At 73.5% G+C, this 17754-nt stretch carries 14 protein-coding genes; 5 read left to right on the top strand and 9 right to left on the bottom strand.

The window, feature by feature from the left end:
- Positions 1–1315: 1315 nt before the first annotated feature.
- Positions 1316–2518: an amino acid deaminase/aldolase gene (locus ABZY20_RS26565; RefSeq protein ID WP_356444320.1), complete on the top strand. Its 1203-nt coding sequence runs from the start codon at positions 1316–1318 to the stop codon at positions 2516–2518.
- Positions 2519–2530: 12 nt separating this feature from the next.
- On the opposite strand, the gene ABZY20_RS26560 is transcribed toward ABZY20_RS26565, so the two are convergent.
- Genes ABZY20_RS26560 through ABZY20_RS26545 form a run of 4 tightly spaced genes read right to left on the bottom strand, consistent with a single transcriptional unit; the run spans position 2531 to position 7033 of the window.
- A complete protein-coding gene (locus ABZY20_RS26560) occupies positions 2531–3457 on the bottom strand; it encodes a DUF2510 domain-containing protein (RefSeq protein WP_356444476.1) in 927 nt (308 codons plus the stop codon).
- Between the two features lie 47 nt (positions 3458–3504).
- On the bottom strand, positions 3505–4290 hold the full coding sequence (locus ABZY20_RS26555; protein WP_356444318.1) for a 3-oxoacyl-ACP reductase: 786 nt from the start codon (positions 4288–4290) through the stop codon (positions 3505–3507).
- Complete coding sequence (locus ABZY20_RS26550; RefSeq protein ID WP_356444316.1) at positions 4287–5660, bottom strand: aldehyde dehydrogenase family protein; 1374 nt, start codon at positions 5658–5660, stop codon at positions 4287–4289. The genes ABZY20_RS26555 and ABZY20_RS26550 overlap by 4 nt, the downstream gene beginning before the upstream one ends.
- An 8-nt stretch (positions 5661–5668) precedes the next feature.
- Positions 5669–7033, bottom strand: a complete 1365-nt coding sequence (locus ABZY20_RS26545) for a glutamine synthetase family protein (protein WP_356444314.1) — start codon at positions 7031–7033, stop codon at positions 5669–5671.
- Between the two features lie 83 nt (positions 7034–7116).
- Here ABZY20_RS26545 and ABZY20_RS26540 point away from each other — a divergent pair, with 83 nt between their 5' ends.
- The 3 genes from ABZY20_RS26540 to ABZY20_RS26530 all read left to right on the top strand — a co-directional run bounded on the left by ABZY20_RS26540 (position 7117) and on the right by ABZY20_RS26530 (position 10162).
- A complete protein-coding gene (locus tag ABZY20_RS26540; RefSeq protein WP_356444312.1) occupies positions 7117–7854 on the top strand; it encodes an FCD domain-containing protein in 738 nt (245 codons plus the stop codon).
- Positions 7855–8001: 147 nt separating this feature from the next.
- Positions 8002–9447 carry an ethanolamine permease gene (eat, locus tag ABZY20_RS26535; protein WP_356444311.1) on the top strand — a complete coding sequence of 482 codons (1446 nt, stop codon included), beginning with the start codon at positions 8002–8004 and terminating at the stop codon, positions 9445–9447.
- A 37-nt stretch (positions 9448–9484) separates the two neighbouring features.
- The gene (locus tag ABZY20_RS26530) at positions 9485–10162 is read left to right on the top strand and encodes a gamma-glutamyl-gamma-aminobutyrate hydrolase family protein (RefSeq protein ID WP_356444474.1); all 678 of its coding nucleotides are present in this window, start codon (positions 9485–9487) and stop codon (positions 10160–10162) included.
- Positions 10163–10195: 33 nt separating this feature from the next.
- Here the strand turns inward: ABZY20_RS26530 and ABZY20_RS26525 are convergent, their stop codons facing one another.
- A complete protein-coding gene (locus tag ABZY20_RS26525; RefSeq protein WP_356444309.1) occupies positions 10196–11125 on the bottom strand; it encodes a LysR family transcriptional regulator in 930 nt (309 codons plus the stop codon).
- A gap of 70 nt (positions 11126–11195) precedes the next feature.
- On the opposite strand from ABZY20_RS26525, the gene ABZY20_RS26520 reads away from it, so the two are divergent.
- A complete protein-coding gene (locus ABZY20_RS26520) occupies positions 11196–12347 on the top strand; it encodes a TDT family transporter (RefSeq protein WP_356444307.1) in 1152 nt (383 codons plus the stop codon).
- On the opposite strand, the gene ABZY20_RS26515 is transcribed toward ABZY20_RS26520, so the two are convergent.
- The 4 genes from ABZY20_RS26515 to ABZY20_RS26500 form a co-directional block, all read right to left on the bottom strand.
- Positions 12259–12990, bottom strand: coding sequence for a helical backbone metal receptor (locus ABZY20_RS26515; RefSeq protein WP_356444306.1), 732 nt, complete (start codon positions 12988–12990; stop codon positions 12259–12261). The two genes, ABZY20_RS26520 and ABZY20_RS26515, sit on opposite strands and share 89 nt — an antisense overlap.
- The gene (locus tag ABZY20_RS26510) at positions 12987–13556 is read right to left on the bottom strand and encodes an XRE family transcriptional regulator (RefSeq protein ID WP_356444304.1); all 570 of its coding nucleotides are present in this window, start codon (positions 13554–13556) and stop codon (positions 12987–12989) included. The genes ABZY20_RS26515 and ABZY20_RS26510 overlap by 4 nt, the downstream gene beginning before the upstream one ends.
- Positions 13557–13890: 334 nt before the next feature.
- Complete coding sequence (locus tag ABZY20_RS26505) at positions 13891–16506, bottom strand: ABC transporter permease/substrate binding protein (protein ID WP_356444302.1); 2616 nt, start codon at positions 16504–16506, stop codon at positions 13891–13893.
- Positions 16499–17590 carry a betaine/proline/choline family ABC transporter ATP-binding protein gene (locus tag ABZY20_RS26500; RefSeq protein WP_356444301.1) on the bottom strand — a complete coding sequence of 364 codons (1092 nt, stop codon included), beginning with the start codon at positions 17588–17590 and terminating at the stop codon, positions 16499–16501. Before ABZY20_RS26500 ends, ABZY20_RS26505 begins: the two co-directional genes overlap by 8 nt.
- Positions 17591–17754: the final 164 nt, after the last annotated feature.

Here is a 17754-nt window from a genome sequence, read left to right as displayed (position 1 = left end):
CCGGGGGCATGCCCTGGCCGGCACCGGTGTGCGGTTCCCGCGCGGGGCGCGGCGGGGTGCCGGGGCGGGCCTCGGTGCCCGGTGCGGCGGAGTGGCCGAAGGATTCAGCAGGGTCGGCGGGCGAGGGCTCGGCGGGGACGGGCCGCAGGCGGGCGGTCGTCTCGGACGGCCGCTCGTCGGGGACTCCCGTGCGGCGGGGGGTGGGGAGGCGGAACGGACGGCCTGCCCCCTCGCGCGATGCCTCCGCGGAGGGGTCCGCGGGGCCCGGCCGGTCGGACGGGAACGACGATGCGGTGGCCCGGTCGTCGCCACGGCCCGGCGCGGTGAGGCGGAACGGCCGCCCGTTCGTCTGCGTCGCGTCGGGTGACGAGGGCGTCTTGCCGGGCTCGCCGCCGGCGTGGGGCGGGGCGTCCGGGAAGCGGGCGGATGCGGGGGGCGGGGGCGGGTCGGTGGCCTCGGTGCCGCGCCGGGGTGCGGTGGTGCCGAAGCTCGGGAAGCGAGGGCTCCGGGCCGTGTCGCCTGCCGCTTCGGAGGATGCCTCGCGGCCAGGCCCGGCTGCCGCCCCCTGACCGCGACCGGCGTCGTCCGGGCCACTGCGGCGACCCGGGACGGCCGTGGTCCCGTTGCCGTCACGCGCCGAGGACGACTGGGACGCCTGTGACGACGCCTGAGACGCTTGCGACGCCCGAGCCTCCCTGCCCGAGCCCGCTCCACCCGCACCCGCATTGGCACCGGCACCGGCACCGGCACCGGCACCGAAGCGTCCCGTCTCCCGGGTCGTCGCGGCTCCCGCCGACGCGCGCGGCCCCGACGGACCGCCGTCGGGCGTCCCGGCGGTCTCAGGCCGGTCGCTGCCCGGGGACGAGGACGAAGGGCGGCGCACGGAATCCCGCGCCGTGCCTCCGGAGGAACCCGGGCCCGGGCGGGCCGGGTCGTCCGAGGAGGGCTGGGTGTCCTGCGGGCCCGGGTCGGCCGGTGGGTGCGCGGGGCGGGGCGGGGCGGGCGGGCGCGGGGGGAAGGAGGCGCGTCGCGCTTCCGTGCTCATGCACCCCCCGTTTCCTCGGCCCGGGCCTCATTCGTTCGCGTGGGCAGGTGTCGTCCTGCCCGTGGCCCGGCACGGGCTCGTCCCGGGCACACCTACCCTTACGGACGGAGCGTCATCCCGGCGCGGATCACCGGCCCGACGTCGTTCCGCCGTACGTGCGCGTCACTCTACGGCTTGTTGCCGGGCGCACGGGAACCAGTCCGCGAGGCCGGGGCATCTGCCCGGAACGTCCCCCTACCCTGCGGTAATCGGGTCTGGCAGGCTGCGTCCATGACTGCGCGCGCCGCCGACCGGGCCCGTTACGACCGGGCCACCGCCCATCTCGACGCCCCCCTCGCGATCGTGGACCTGGAGGCCTTCGACGCGAACGCCGCCGATCTGGTCCGCCGCGCCGGGGGCAAGCCGATCCGCGTCGCCAGCAAGTCCGTGCGCTGCCGGGCGCTGCTGGAACGCGTCCTGGCCCGGGACGGTTTCGCGGGCGTCATGTCGTTCACGCTCGCCGAGTCGCTGTGGCTGGCCCGCTCCGGGTTCGACGACGTGCTGCTCGCCTACCCGTCCGCCGACCGCGCCGCGTTCGCCGAGCTGGCCGGTGATCCGAAGCTGGCCGCGGCCGTGACGGTCATGGTCGACGACGTCGCGCAGCTCGACCTGATCGACGCCTCGCGCGGCGACGGGCGCGAAGTGGTCCGCGTGTGCCTGGAGTTGGACACGTCCCTGCGGCTGCTCGGGGGCCGCGTGCGCGTCGGGGCGCGGCGGTCGCCGCTGCACTCCCCCGCCGAGGTCGCCGAGGTGGCCCGGGCCGTCGCCCGGCGGCCCGGCTTCGAGGTCGTGGGGATCATGGCGTACGAGGGGCATGTCGCCGGTGTCGGGGACGCGGTGGCGGGACGGCCGGTGCGCTCGCGTGCCGTCCGGCTGATGCAGGCCGCCGCAAGGCGCGAACTGGCCGTGCGGCGCGCGGAGGTGGTGCGTGCGGTGCGGGCCGTGGTGCCGGGGCTCCGGTTCGTCAACGGCGGGGGCACCGGGTCCGTGCAGCACACGGCCGCCGAGGACGCCGTCACCGAGATCGGCGCCGGGTCGGGGCTGTACGTACCGCGCCTGTTCGACAACTACACCTCGTTCCGCGGCCGTCCGGCGGCCCTCTTCGCGCAGCCCGTGGTGCGGCGGCCGGGCGTCGGGGTGGTGACGGTTCTCGGCGGCGGGTATCCCGCCTCCGGGGCCGCCGGGGCGGACCGCTCGCCCGTGCCGTACCTGCCCGAGGGGCTGCGCTACGACCCTCAGGAGGGCGCCGGTGAGGTGCAGACGCCGCTGCTCGGCTCGCCCGCCGACGATCTGCTGATCGGCGACAAGGTGTGGTTCCGGCACGCCAAGGCCGGTGAGCTGTGCGAGCGGTTCGACGTGCTGCACCTGGTCGAGGGGGACGCGGTGACGGCGACCGTGCCGACGTATCGCGGCGAGGGCCACACGTTCCTGTAGCCGGCGCGCGGATCAGTCCGCCGGGCCGATGCTGCTGCCCACGCCGCCGCCCGTGTCCGCGTCGCCGATCGGGCGGATGCCCTTGGTGATGCGGTCCATGTCGGCGAGCGGCGGGCCGTCCTCGCCCGCGTCGAACACGTACCGGACGAGGACCGGCGACTGGGTGCCGACGCTGGAGGCGAAGGCGAGCGACTGGACGTAGCCGCCGGGGCCCTCGGCGGTCTCGACGCGCCAGCGGACCAGGTACCCGGCGCGGCCCGCCACCGCGACCGGCCCGGACTTCACCACCCGGTGGGACTCCATGCCCCCGTAGGGCTCGTTGCCGAGCGCGTCGCGGTCGAACGCCTCGTCGGCGGCCTCGGAGATGTCCGCCTCGGCCAGGACCTCGGGGGACTTCTCGTCGTTCTCGGTGACCGTGCGGGAGAAGACCATGCCGTGGCGGCACAGACCCACCCCGCCGGGGCAGTCGTAGGTGCCGTCGGTCGTCATGACGACGTCGTCCTGGGCGACGTTGCGCGGGAGCACCCAGCCGTCGAGGAGCGGGAACGTGAGGCCGTTGAGCTGGTCCTCGACGACGGCCGGGTCGCCGCCGGACGGCGCGGGCGAGGTCGGCGGAGCCGGGGACGGCGTCCGGGACGACGGGGGCGAGGGCGCCGAGGGTGCCGTCCTCGTCTCCGTGCCGCCGTCGTCGCCCCCGCCGAGGGCGACGGCTCCGACGGCGATCGCCCCGGCCAGGACGGCGCCCGCGGCGGTCAGGACGATCACCTTGGTGCGGCCGGTACGGCCGGTGCGGCCGGTGCCGCCGGTGCCGCCGTCCGGTGGCGGGACGGCGGCGGGGGCCTCGGGGGCGCGGCGGTGCTCGGTCCAGGCCGCGCCGTCCCACCAGCGCTGCTGGTGCGGGGCGTGCGGGTCGGGATACCAGCCGGGTGGGGGCGTCATGCTCATCCCGGCACTGTAGGGCGGTGTCCCGCCCGTCCGGACGTGCCTTACAGGGGTGTGACGTACGCCCCCGCGATGCCGCCGTCGACCAGGAAGTCGGTGGCGTTCACGAAGGAGGAGTCGTCGCTGGCCAGGAAGGCCACGGCGGCGGCGATCTCCTCGGCCTCGGCGAAGCGGCCCAGCGGGATGTGCACCAGGCGGCGCGCGGCGCGCTCCGGGTCCTTGGCGAACAGCTCCTGGAGCAAAGGGGTGTTGACCGGGCCGGGGCACAGGGCGTTCACGCGGATGCCCTCGCGGGCGAACTGCACGCCCAGTTCGCGGGACATGGCCAGCACGCCGCCCTTGGAAGCGGTGTAGGAGATCTGGGACGTGGCCGCGCCCATCCTGGCCACGAAGGAGGCGGTGTTGATGATCGAGCCCTTGCCCTGGCGCCGCATGTAGGGGATGGCGGCCTTGCAGCACAGGTAGACGGAGGTGAGGTTGACCTCCTGGACGCGCTTCCAGGCCTCCAGGCCGGTCTCCAGGATGGAGTCGTCGTCGGGCGGGGAGATGCCGGCGTTGTTGAAGGCGATGTCGACGCTGCCGTAGGTGTCGTAGGCGGTCCGGAAGAGGGCTTCGACGTCCTCGGGGTCGGTCACGTCGACCTTCACGAAGGTGCCGCCGGTCTCCTCGGCGGCGGCCTTGCCTCGGGTCTCGTCGACGTCGCCGCAGACGACGTGCGCGCCCTCGGAGGCGAGCCGGCGGGCGGCGGCGAGGCCGATGCCGCTGCCGGCTCCGGTGACGACGGCGGTGCGGCCGACCAGACGGCGGCAGATGCTTTCCTGAGCGGTCACTGTGCGGGGCCCTCCGTGCTGATGAAGACGTTCTTGGTTTCGGTGAAGGCGGCCAGGGCGTCGGGGCCGAGTTCGCGGCCGACACCGGACTGCTTGTAGCCGCCGAACGGGGTCCAGTAGCGGACGCTGGCGTGGGAGTTGACGGACAGGTTGCCGGCGCGCACGGCCTGGGAGACGCGCAGGGCGCGGCCGACGTCCCGGGTCCAGATGGAGCCGGAGAGGCCGTAGGGGGTGTCGTTGGCGAGGCGGATCGCGTCCTGCTCGTCGCGGAAGGGCAGCAGGACGGCGACGGGGCCGAAGATCTCCTCGCAGGCCGCCGGCGAGTCCGGCCGCTCCCCGGTGAGGACGGTCGGCGGGAACCAGAAGCCGGGTCCCTCGGGGGCGCTGCCGCGCAGGGCCGGGGCGTCGTCGGGCACGAAGCCCCTGACGCGGTCGAGTTGCTGCCGGGAGATGAGCGGGCCCATCTGGGTCTTCTCGTCGGCCGGGTCGCCCACCACCACGGCGGCGAGGGCGTCGGCGAGCAGGTCGCGGACCTCGTCGTAGACGGACTCCTGGACCAGGACGCGGGTGCGGGCGCAGCAGTCCTGGCCGGAGTTGTCGAGGAAGGAGAACGGGTCGACGGCGGCGTCGAGGTCGGCGTCGGCGAAGACGATGTTGGGGCTCTTGCCGCCGAGTTCGAGGGTGACGGGCTTGACCTGCTCGGCGGCGAGCGCGGCCACGCGCGTGCCGGTGCGGGTGGAGCCGGTGAACACGATCTTGGCGACGCCGGGGTGGCGGACGAGGGCGTCGCCGGTGATGTCGCCGCGTCCGGGCAGGACCTGGAAGAGGTGCTCGGGGAGCCCGGCGTCCAGGGCGAGTTCGGCCAGGCGCAGCGCGGTGAGCGGGGTGGTCTCGGCGGGCTTGAGCAGGACGGCGTTGCCGGCCGCGAGGGCGGGGGCGGTACCCCAGGCGGCGATCGGCAGGGGGAAGTTCCAGGGGGCGATGACGCCGACGACGCCGAGCGGTTCGAGGATCGTGACGTTCAGGCCGCCGGGCACCGGGATCTGCCGGCCGGTGAGCCGCTCCACTCCCCCGGCCGCGTAGTCGAGGAGGTCGCGGACGTTGCCGGCCTCCCAGCGGGCGTTGCCGACGAGGTGACCGGCCTCGCGGACCTCCAGCGCGGCCAGTTCCTCCAGGTGCGCGTCGACGGTGGCCGCGAAGCGGCGCAGCAGCCGGGCGCGGTCGCCGGGGGCGAGGGCGGCCCAGGTCCGCTGGGCGGCGGTGGCGCGGGCGACGGCCGCGTCGACGTCGGCGGCGGTGGCGCCCGGGACGGTGGCGACGACCTCCTCGGTCGCGGGGTTCAGCACGTCCAGAAGGTGCTCGGAAGACACGAAGGACCTCACATGCGTTCGAAGGAGCGGCGCAGCTCCCAGTCGGTCACCGCGGCGTCGAAGGCGTCCAGTTCGACGCGCGCCATGTTGCGGTAGTGCGCGACGACCTCGTCGCCGAAGGCCGCCCTGGCGATGGCGCTGTTCTCCCAGAGCTCGGCGGCCTCGCGCAGGGTGGTGGGGACGTGGGCGTAGTCGGCGGTGTAGGCGTTGCCGGGGCAGGGCTCGGGCAGCTCCAGCTTCTGCTCGACGCCGTGCAGTCCGGCCGCGACCAGTCCGGCCACGGCGAGGTAGGGGTTGACGTCGCCGCCGGGCAGGCGGTTCTCGAAGCGCATCGAGCGGCCGTGGCCGACCACGCGCAGCGCGCAGGTGCGGTTGTCGCGGCCCCAGGCGACGGCGGTCGGGGCGAAGGAGCCGGGCTGGAAGCGCTTGTAGGAGTTGATGTTGGGGGCGTAGAGCAGGGAGAAGTCGCGCAGGGCGGCGAGCTGGCCGGCGAGGAAGTGCCGCATGACCTCGGACATGCCGCCCTCGCCGTCCCCGGCCATGGCGTTGGTGCCGTCGGCGTCGGCGAGGGAGAGGTGGATGTGGCAGGAGTTGCCCTCGCGCTCGTTGTACTTGGCCATGAAGGTGATCGACATGCCGTCCTGGGCGGCGATCTCCTTGGCGCCGGTCTTGTAGACGGCGTGCTGGTCGCAGGTGACCAGGGCCTCGTCGTAGCGGAAGGCGATCTCGTGCTGGCCGGGGTTGCACTCGCCCTTGGCGGACTCCACGGTGAGGCCGGCGCCTGCCATCTCGTTGCGGATGCGGCGCAGCAGGGGCTCGATGCGGCCGGTGCCGAGGACGGAGTAGTCGATGTTGTACTGGTTGGCCGGGGTCAGGCCGCGGTAGTTCGCGTCCCAGGCCTGTTCGTAGGTGTCCTTGAAGACGATGAACTCCAGCTCGGTGCCGACCTGGGCGGTGTAGCCGAGCTCGGCCAGGCGTTCCAGCTGGCGGCGCAGGATCTGGCGGGGGGCGGCGGCGACCGGGGAGCCGTCCTCCCAGGCGAGGTCGGCGAGGACCATGGCGGTGCCCTCGTTCCAGGGGACGCGGCGCAGGGTGGCCAGGTCGGGGTGCATGGCGAAGTCGCCGTAGCCGCGGTCCCAGGAGGACATCGCGTAGCCGTCGACGGTGTTCATCTCGGTGTCGACGGCGAGCAGGTAGTTGCAGCCCTCGGTGCCGTGCTCCAGCACCTCGTCGAGGAAGAAGCGCGCGGCGAACCGCTTGCCCTGCAGCCGCCCTTGCATGTCGGGGAAGGCCAGGACGACAGTGTCGATCTCACCGCCGGCGACGAGGGCGTGCAGTTCCTCGACGCTCAGCGGGGGTGTGCGGTCTGCCACGGGAGGGCCTCCTTGGCTCCTTGGTCCGCCGGAAGCCATAAGGTATTGCGGAGAACCATTGCTTGGGAAGGGGGTGCGGCCACATGACGGAGGAAGTCGGCGGGGACGCCGTGCGGGACGGTCTGACGCCGGTGCTGCGGCCGGTGCGCGCGGGCAACGGCTTCGAGGAGGCCCTGGAGCAGATCCTGCAGGTCCTGCGGCTCGGTCTGGTGCCGGGGGGCGAGCGGCTGCCGGCCGAGCGGGACCTGGCGGAGCGGCTGGGGATCAGCCGGGTGACGCTGCGCGAGGTGCTGAAGGTGCTGACGGACCAGGGGCTGGTCGAGTCGCGGCGCGGCCGCTACGGCGGCACGTTCGTGCTGCCGCGCACCGACGCCGGCGGCGAGGACGAGCTGCGGCGGCGGATCGCCGAGGTCGACATAGAGGACGTGCTGCGCTTCCGCGAGGTGCTGGAGGTCGGCGCGGCCGGGCTGTGCGCGGCGCACGGACTCGGGGAGAAGCAGATACGGCGGCTGCGCGAGGCCCTGGACCGTACGCACGACGCCCCGCTCGCCGACTACCGCCGCCTGGACACGCTGCTGCACCTCACGCTCGCCGAGCTGTCCGGCTCCCCCACGCTCACCGCCCAGTACGCGGCCGTGCGCGCCACCCTCAACGACCTGCTCGACTGCATCCCGCTGCTGGTGCGCAACCTGGAGCACTCCCAGCGGCAGCACACCGCGCTGGTGGAGGCCGTGATCGAGGGGGACGCCGACCAGGCGCGGGAGATCGCGCGCGAGCACTGCGGGGGCACGGCGGCGCTGCTGCGGGGGTTCCTGGGCTGAGCCGCGCGCCGGCCCGGCGCGGTGAGGATTTACGGGCGATTAACGCACGGGTCTTGCCTTCCCTCCCCGGCACCGCAAAGGTATGGCTCCATTCCATTGAGTCGTAGCGCGCTCGTCCTCATCACCGCCGCCCGTGGGGAGCCCACCATGTCCCAGGAACCCACCGTCACACCCGTCGCCCCCGAGGGCGACGACTATCTGCAGCGCAGAGCGCTCCGCCGCGGCAGCGCCGGCTGGGTGCTGCTGACCGGCCTCGGCGTCGCCTACGTCGTCTCCGGCGACTACTCCGGCTGGAACTTCGGCCTGGCCGAGGGCGGCTTCGGGGGCCTGGCGATCGCCATGGTGCTCATGGGCGCGATGTACGCGTGCATGGTCTTCGCCCTCGCCGAGCTGTCCTCGATCCTCCCCACCGCGGGCGGCGGCTACGGCTTCGCCCGGCGCGCCCTCGGCCCGTGGGGCGGCTTCATGACCGGCACGGCGATCCTCATCGAGTACGTCCTCGCGCCCGCCGCCATCGTCATCTTCATCGGCGACTACGTCGAGTCCCTCGGGCTGTTCGGGCTGGAGTCCGGCTGGCCGGTGTACCTGGTCTGCTTCGCGATCTTCCTGGGCATCCACCTGTGGGGCGTGGGCGAGGCGCTGCGCTTCAGCTTCGTCGTCACCGGCATCGCGGTGGCGGCCCTGATCGTGTTCGCGCTGGCGGCCCTGCCGGAGTTCTCCTTCGGCGCGCTGGACGACATCCCCGTCGACGCCTCGGCCGCCGGGGCGAGCTCCTGGCTCCCCTTCGGGCTGCTGGGCATCTGGGCGGCGTTCCCCTTCGGCATGTGGTTCTTCCTGGGCGTCGAGGGCGTGCCGCTGGCCGCCGAGGAGACCAGGGACCCGGCCCGTACGCTGCCCAAGGCGATCCGCTGGTCGATGGGGATCCTGGTGGTGCTGGCCGTGGTCACGTTCTTCGCGGCGGCCGGCGCCCGCGGCTCGGCCGCCATCCAGGAGGCGGGCAACCCGCTGGTCGAGGCGCTCCAGCCGGACGGCGAGGCGACGACCCTGAGCCGGATCGTCAACTACGCGGGCCTGGCCGGCCTGGTGGCCTCCTTCTTCTCCCTGATCTACGCGGGCTCGCGCCAGCTGTTCGCCCTCTCCCGCGCCGGGTACCTGCCCCGCTTCCTGTCCCTGACCAGCCGCCGCAAGGCCCCCTACCTGGGACTGCTGGTGCCGGGCACGATCGGTTTCCTGCTGGCGGCGGTCTCCGGCAACGGCGCCCGCATGCTGAACATCGCCGTCTTCGGCGCGACCATCTCCTACGCCCTGATGTCCCTGTCCCACATCGTGCTGCGCCGCCGCGAGCCGGGGCTGCCGCGGCCGTACCGCACGCCGGGCGGGGTGCTGACCTCCTCGGTCGCGCTGGTGCTGGCCTGCTCGGCGCTGGTGGCGACGTTCCTGGTGGACGTGACGGCGGCGTTCATCGCGCTGCTGGTGTACGCCGTGGCCGTCGCCTACTTCGGCCTGTACAGCCGCAAGCGCCTGGTGGCGAAGGCCCCGGAGGAGGAGTTCGCGGCGCTGGCGGCGGCCGAGGCAGAGTTGGCGAGGGACTGAGACGTCGAGGGACGAGGGAGTATCCGTGAGCAGGCCGCTGATCGGGGTCAGCACCTATCTGGAGTCCGGTGCGCGCTGGGGTGTGTGGGAGCTGGAGGCGGCCCTGCTGCCGGTCGGCTATCCGCGCCTGGTGCAGCGGGCGGGCGGTCTGGCCGCCATGCTGCCGCCGGACGACCCGGAGCGCGCGGCCGAGGCCGTGGCCCGGCTGGACGGACTGGTCGTCGCGGGCGGACCGGACGTGGATCCGGTCCGCTACGGGGCGGAGCGCGAGGCGCGGACCGGCCCGCCGGCACCGGAGCGCGACGCCTGGGAGCTGGCACTGATCGACGCGGCCCTGGCGGCGGGGATCCCGCTGCTGGGGATCTGCCGGGGGATGCAACTGCTGAACGTCGCCCTCGGCGGGACGCTCGTGCAGCACGTCGACGGGCACGCGGAGGCCGTGGGCGTCTTCGGCGGGCACACGGTCAAGCCGGTGCCGGGCACCCTGTACGGCGGGGTCGTGCCGGAGGAGACGTTCGTGCCGACGTACCACCACCAGGCCGTGGACCGGCTGGGCGAGGGCCTGGTGCCGTCCGCGTACGCCGGGGACGGGACGGTGGAGGCGGTGGAGCTGCCGTCCCCCGGGGCGTGGGTCCTGGGGGTGCAGTGGCACCCGGAGATGGGGGACGACGTGCGGGTGATGCGGGCGCTGGTGGAGGCGGCGGCAGCGGGCTGAATCCCCGGGGGCGGGCTCCCGGCGGCGGCGCGCCTACCCCCGTGTCAGCGACAGCAGGTCCCGGGCGGGCCCGGTGGGGCGGTGCCCCACCGGCCAGACCGCCCTGAGGTCCCGCGCCAGCGTGACCCCCTCGACCGGCACCGTGACCAGCCGCCGCGTCGCCAGCTCCTCCCCCACGGCCAGTTCGCTCAGCACCGCCGGGCCCGCACCGCTCACCGCCGCCGCCTTCACCGCGGTCGTCGAGGACAGCTCGATGAGCGGCCGGGCCAGTCCGCCGAGCGCGGCGTCCAGGACCTGGCGGGTGCCGGAGCCCTTCTCGCGCAGGATCAGCGGTGTCGAGGCCAGTTCCCGCGCCGCCAGCGGCCGCCGGCGGCGGGCCCAGGCGTGCCCCGGGGCCGTCACCACGATCAGCCGGTCGTGGGCGATGACCACCGAGTCCAGCCCCGTCGGCACCGTCAGGCCCTCCACGAAGCCCACGTCGGCCTCGTCGGACAGCAGCCGCTGCGCCACCACCGTCGAGTTGCCCGCGTGCAGCGACACCGCCGTGTCGGGCCGCTGCGCCCGCAGCGCGATCAGCCACCCGGGCAGCAGGTACTCCGCGATCGTCATGCTCGCCACCACCCGCAGCCGCGAGTCGCGCCGGTCCCGCAGCGCCTGCGCGCCCGCGTCGAAGGCCTCCGCCGCCTCCACGATCCGCCGCGCCCAGTCCGTGACCAGCGCCCCGGCGTCGGTGAGCCGCGACCCGCGGGGCGACCGGTCGACCAGCGCCACCCCGAGCTGGCGCTCCATCGACCGGACCCGGCTGCTGGCCGCGGGCTGCGTGATGCCGAGCTCCCGCGCCGCCCCTCCGAGACTGCCGACCCGTGCCACCGCCAGCAGCAGCTCCAGGGCACCGAGGTCCGGGACCCGGTGCGCCAGGGAGCCGGCGACCGGCGGGCCGGCCTGCTCATCCGCGTTGCTCATAAACCCAGCTTATGCCGCCATAGAGGCACACTCCCTGGTGGTGGGCCGTCCCGGACCCGAGGGTGAAGCCATGGTCACCGCCGCCCGGTCTTTCGCGTCCCCGAGGTCCGTCCGTCATCTCGGGCCCAACTGGTACGCCACCGTCATGGGCACCGCCGTCGTCGCCACCGCCGGAGCCGCCCTGCCCCCGCACGTCCCCGGGCTGCGCCCTGCCCTCGCCGCGGTCTGGGTCCTCTCCCTCGCCCTGCTGCTGACCCTGCTGTGCGCCCGGGCCGTGCACTGGGCGCACCACCGCGACCAGGCCCGCGCCCATCTCCTCGACCCGGCGACCGCGCCCTTCTACGGCTGCCTCGCCATGGCCCTGCTCGCGGTGGGCGCCGGTGCCCTGGGGGCCGGCCGGGAGGTCATCGGCCTGCGCGCGGCCGTCGCGCTGGACGCCGTGCTGTTCACCGCCGGTACGGCGGTGGGGCTGGCCGCCGCGGTGGCCGTGCCGTACCTGATGGCCGTACGGCACCGCGCGGAGCCGGGGCAGGCCACGCCGGTCTGGCTGCTGCCGCTGGTCGCGCCCATGGTGTCCGCCGCCGTCGGGCCGCTGCTGGTGCCGCATCTGCCGCCCGGTCAGGCGCGGGAGACGCTGCTGCTGACGTGCTTCGCGCTGTTCGGGCTGAGTCTGCTCGCGACGCTGCTCCTGCTGCCGCTGGTCTTCGCCCGTCTGCTCACCGGCGGGCCGCTGCCGCTCGCCCTCACCCCGACGCTGTTCCTGGTGCTGGGCCCGCTCGGGCAGTCCACCACGGCGGCCGGCGCGTTCGCCGATGTCGCCCCCGGGGTCGTACCGGCCCCGTACAGCGAGGGGTTCGGGGTGCTCGCCGTGCTCTACGGGGTGCCGGTGATGGGGTTCGCGCTGCTGTGGTTCTGCCTGGCCACGGCCCATGTGTGGCGCGCCCGGCGGCACGGGATGCGGTTCGCGATGACCTGGTGGTCGTTCACCTTCCCGGTCGGCACCTGTGTCACGGGCGCCGAGGCGCTGGCGCGGCACACCGGGCTCGTGGCGTACGCGGGCCCCGCGGTGGTGCTGTACGCGGTGCTGGTCCTCGCGTGGAGCGCCGCCGCCGCGGGCACCGTGCGCGGGCTGGTCAGGGGCGAGCTGCTCGCAGCGCCCGGCCCAGCACCCGCGGTGCCTCGGCCAGCGACGGCCCGTACCACGTCAGGTGCCGCCCGCTGACGAGCGCGCAGGGCAGGCCCGGGAAGGCCTCAGGGCCGTCGTCCGCCGTGAAGCGGTACGGCTCGTCGGGCAGGACCACCACGTCCGGTGCGGCGGCCCGCAGCTCCTCCAGCGGGACGCGGGGGTAGCGGTCGGGGTGCGCCGCGTACACGTGGCCGACGCCGAGGCGGGCCAGGACGTCACCGGCGAAGGTGTCGCGGCCCAGGACCATCCAGGGGCGGCGCCAGACGGGCACCACGGCCGTCAGCCGGGTCGCCGGCGGCGGGAGGGAGGACCAGGTGTCCTCCGCCTCGTCCAGCCAGCGCGGCCGGGTGGTCACCCCGCAGGCGTCCAGGACCCGGTCCAGTTCGCGGAAGGCCTGCGGCACGTCGCGGACCTCGGTCACCAGGACCTCGCACCCGGCCTCGCGCAGCGCCGCCAGGTCGGGGGCGCGGTTCTCCTCCTCGTTGGCGATCACCAGGTCGGGCGCGAGGGAGAGGATCCGGTCGGTCCCCGGGTTCTTGGTGCCGCCCACGCGGACGACGTCCAGGTCCGCGGGATGCGTGCACCAGTCGGTGGCGCCGATCAGTGCGCCGGGGGCGGAGGTGGCGACGGCCTCGGTGAGGGAGGGCACCAGCGAGACGACCCGTACCGGTGGCGTCACCGGCGCGGCCGGTCCCGGACCGCCTCGATGTGCTCCGCCACGGCGACGACGATCACGCGGGTGTCCGGCTCGGCCGCCCGCCAGCGGTGCCGCACCCCGCCGGTGAGGTAGAGCGTGTCGCCCCGGCCCAGGCGGTAGGCGCGGCCCTCCGCCTCGATCTCCACCGCGCCGTCGGCGACGTACATCAACTGGTCGTTGCGGTACTGGAACTCACGGCCCGGGTCGTGGTCCCCGGTGAACTCGGAGGCGTGCATCTGGTGGTGGCCGCGCACCAGGGACCGGGTGCGCGGCAGGGACGGCGGCTCGGGCTCGTCGGCCCGGACGACGTCCACGCTGCATGCCGGGTCGGCCGCGGCGAGGAGTTCGACGGCGGTGGTGCGCAGCGCGTCGGCCACCTTCTCCAGGGAGCTGCGGCTGGGGCGCGCCCGGTCGTTCTCCACCTGGCTCAGGAACGGGACCGACAGGCCGCTGCGCTCGGCCACGACGGCGAGGGTGAGGTCCAGCGCGCGGCGCCGGCGGCGCACGGCGGCGCCCACCCGAAGGGGCTGTTCTTTGTGGTCGCCCATCGCTCCGGCTCCCTCCTTCGCCCGTCGATCCGCTCCCCGCGCCCCGGTGTCCCGGCGCGCGTCGTGTGTTGAGTTGTCTGCACCCTACGCATGTTCGGCAAACCGTTTCATGCGCCCGTCACATCGACGTCACACAGGGCGGTGCGCGACCTCGCCTTTCGCGCCAGGGGATCCGCCGCGTAGGCGGTGGGGCGCCGGTTCCCCCTCTACGGGGAACAGGCAGGGGAAGGGAGTTCCGGGGATGGCGTAGCGCTCTGTGGTTGTCCGGATCCCGCTCGTGGATCCGGGGGGTGCGGGGCGGGACGCGGCGTGTTGCGCGGCCCGCCCCAGAACCCTACTGCGGAGTCATCCGCTTCACCATGTCCGGGTGTTCCTCCAGCCACGCGGCGACGGCTTCCTCCTCCTGCCCCTGGCCGCGGTCCTTGATCTCGCTCTCCAGGCTGCCGAGCTCCTCCTCGCTCATGGTGAAGTTCTTGATCCACTTCGTGAGCTGCGGGTACCGCCCGGGGAAGTCCTCGTTCGAGATGGTGCGGATGGTGTTGCCCTCGCCGAAGGCCTTGCGCGGGTCCTTCAGCTTGGTCAGCTCGTAGTCGCTGTACGCCCAGTGCGGCGACCAGAGCGTGACGGCGATCGGCTTCCTCTCGGCGTAGGCGCGCTTCAGCTCGGCCAGCATGGCCGGGGTGGAGCCGTCGACGACCTTGTACTCCCCGTCCAGGCCGTAGCCCGGCAGGACCTTCTTCTTCAGCAGGTTCATCTCGCCGGTGCCGGGCTCGATGCCGATGATCCTCCCGTCGAAGCGGTCCGCCTTGCCCTTGAGGTCCGCGAGGGACTTGACGTCCTTCACGTACGCGGGGACGGCGAGCTCCAGGGAGGTCGGCTCGTACCAGGTGCCGAGGTCCCTGAGCTTGTCCTTGTGCCGGTCCCAGTAGTTCTTCTGGGCGTACGGCAGCCAGGCGTCGAAGTTGAGGTCCAGGTCGCCGGAGGCCAGGCCGGTGTAGACCGGGCCGACGTCCATCTGCTTGAGGTTCAGCTTGTAGCCGCGCCGCTCCAGGACGTTCTTCCACAGGTACGTGACGGCGATGTCCTCGTCCCAGGGGAACCAGGCCACGTTCAGGGGCCGCTCGGCCTCGGCGGGCGTGCCGCCCGTGCCGCCCTCGACCGGGGCGAGCCTGTCGACGATGCCGGGGTGCTGCTTCATCCACGCCTGGACGGCCTGCGGCTGCCGGCCCTTGCCGGCCTTGTTGATCTCGGCTTCGAGGCCGGTGAGTTCCTTCTCGGACATCGAGAAGTCCTTCAGCCACTTCCCGACGGCCGGGTGGTCGTCGGCGAAGCCCTTGCGGGAGAGCGTGTGCACGCCGTCGCCCTTGCCCCAGGTGCCCTTCGGGTCCTCGAGCTTCTTCAGGTCGTAGTCGCTGTAGGCCCAGTGCGGTGACCACAGGGTGACGACGATCGGCTGCTTCTTGGCGTAGGCGCGCTTGAGCTGGGCGAGCATGGCCGGGGTGGAGCTGTCGACGACCTGGTACTCCTCGTCGAGGCCGTACTCCTTGAGCACCTTGCTCTTCAGCAGGGACATCATGCCGGCGCTGGGCTCGATGCCGGTGATCTTCCCGTCGAACCGGGCGGCCTCGCCCTTGAGGTCGTCGAGGGAGTCGACGTCCTTCATGTAGGACGGGACGGTCAGTTCGAGGGACGTCTCGTCGTACCAGGAACCGAGGTCGTCGAGCTGCTCGCCGTACTTCTTCCAGTACTGCTCGTGGGTGGTGGGCAGCCACGCGTCGGTCTGGAAGTCGAGGTCGCCGCTCGCCAGGGAGGTGTACAGCGGCCCGGCCTCGAGCTGCTTGGTCTCGACCTCGTAGCCGCGCTGCTGGAGGATCTCCTTCCACAGGAAGGTGGAGGCGACGCCCTCGTCCCAGGGGATGTAGCCGATGCTGATCTTCTTGCCCTGGCCCACGTCGCCGCTGGCCGCGGTGGCGGTGCCCTTGCCGGCGCCGCCGAACACGCCCATGCCGCCCGCGACGAGCGCGAGCACCACGACACCGATCACGGCGACGGCCGGGCGGGGCCGGTACGACCAGATCCTCAGGCCCTGGGCGGCGCGCAGCCGGGCCGCGGCGCGGCGGCCGAGCGGCGAGACCTGGGTGCCGAGGGCGCTGGTCATGCGGTCGAGGTAGATCGCGAGGATCACGATGGCGACACCGGCCTCGGAGCCGAGGCCGACGTTCAGCTGGCCGATGGCCTCGTTGACGTCGCCGCCCAGGCCGTCGGCGCCGACCATGCCGGCGATGGCGGCCATCGACAGGCCGAGCATGATGACCTGGTTGACGCCCGCCATCACGGTGGGCAGGGCGAGCGGCAGCTGGACGCGCAGCAGGATGTCGCGCCGGGACGTGCCGAACGCCTCGGCGGCCTCGAACAGTTCCTTGTCGACCTGCCGGATGCCCAGCTCGGTCATGCGGACGCCCGGGGCCAGCGCGAAGATCAGTGTGGCGACGATGCCGGCGGGGGCGCCGCTGCCGAAGAACAGGATCGCCGGGATGAGGTAGATCATCGCGGGCAGCGTCTGCATGAAGTCCAGCACCGGCCGGACCACGCCGCTGACGCGCTCCGAGCGGGCGGCCCAGATGCCGACGGGCACCGCGACGACCAGGGCGATGATGGTCGCGACGAGGACCAGGGAGAGGGTCATCATCGCGTTCTCCCACAGCCCGAGGGAGTCGATGAACGCGAATCCCGCGAAGGAGAGCACACCGGCGAGGGTGCCGCGCAGCCAGAAGGCGATGACGGCGAAGATGCCCGCCAGGAGCAGGGGTTCGGGTGCCTGGAGGACGGCGTCGATGCCGTCGTAGGCGCCGAGGAAGACCGTCTTGAGGAAGTCGAACAGCCACGCGACGTGGTCGAGGAGCCAGTCGACGGCGCTGTTGACCCAGTCGCCGAAGGGAATCCTAGGCACCGGCGCCCACCTTCTCCCCGCCCTTGTCGCGCGGGGCGTCGCAGGGCTGCGGGCCGGCGTCCGGCTCGTCGCCGAGGAAGCCGACCAGCCGCTGCCGGGGGACGACGCCGATCAGTTTGTTGTCGCCGTCCACGACCGGCACGGGGTGGGAGAGCCGGGCGCTGATCGCGCACAGCTGTGTGAACGGGGTGTCGACGGTGGCGGTCCGGCAGCGGCAGCCGGGGTCGTCGCCGGTGACCGAGGTGTCCATCAGCTCGCCCGCGGTCAGGACGCGGGAGCGGTCGACGTCCTGGGTGAAGGAGGCGACGTAGTCGTTCTCCGGCCGCAGCAGGATGTCCTGGGCGGTGCCGATCTGGACGATGCGGCCGTCGCGCATGACGGCGATGCGGTCGCCCAGGCGCATGGCCTCGTTCAGGTCGTGGGTGATGAAGACGATCGTCTTCTTGAGTTCGCGCTGCAGCTCCAGCAGCTGGTCCTGCATGTCGCGGCGGATCAGTGGGTCCAGGGCGCTGAAGGACTCGTCCATCAGCAGCAGGTCGGCGTCCGTGGCCAGCGCCCGGGCCAGGCCCACGCGCTGCTGCATGCCGCCGGACAGCTCGTCGGGCCAGGACTTCTCCCAGCCGGCCAGGCCGCACAGGGCGAGCGCCTCGTCGGCGCGGCGTACGCGCTCGGCGCGGGGCACGCCCTGCACTTCCAGACCGTAGGCGGCGTTCTCGCGCACACTGCGGTGCGGGAAGAGCGCGAAGTGCTGGAAGACCATGCTGATCTTCCGGGAGCGGACCCGGCGCAGCTCGCGGTCGCTCAGCCCGGTCAGGTCCTGGCCGTCGAAGCGCACGTGCCCGGCGGTCGGTTCGAGCAGGCCGTTCAGCATGCGCAGCAGCGTGGACTTGCCGGAGCCCGACAGGCCCATGACGACGAAGATCTCGCCGGGTTCGACGGTGAAGGAGGCGTCGATCACGGCGGCGGTGGCGCCCTCGGCGCGCAGTTCCTCCCGGCCGGCTCCGTCCCTGAGCCGCTCGACGGCCCGGTCCGGTCTCCTGCCGAACACCTTGTACAAGCTCTCTGCCTCAAGCCTCGCTGACACGTGCACCTCTCCCGACGGCGACAGAACGGAGCGAGGACCGGGCGCCAAAACAGTTGAAATGCGCAACCGACCTCGCTCCGGGCGGCGCCTCCCCCCGATCACGGAAGGCAAACGCACAAGTGGGAGGCCTCACAGGAGACGCGCACACCGCAACGCGTTGCGCA

The organism is Streptomyces sp. NPDC006624, assembly GCF_040611555.1.
Classification (GTDB): domain Bacteria; phylum Actinomycetota; class Actinomycetes; order Streptomycetales; family Streptomycetaceae; genus Streptomyces.
The sequence above is the reverse complement of the archived record's forward strand: the minus strand, read 5'-3'. Positions and strand labels throughout refer to the sequence as shown.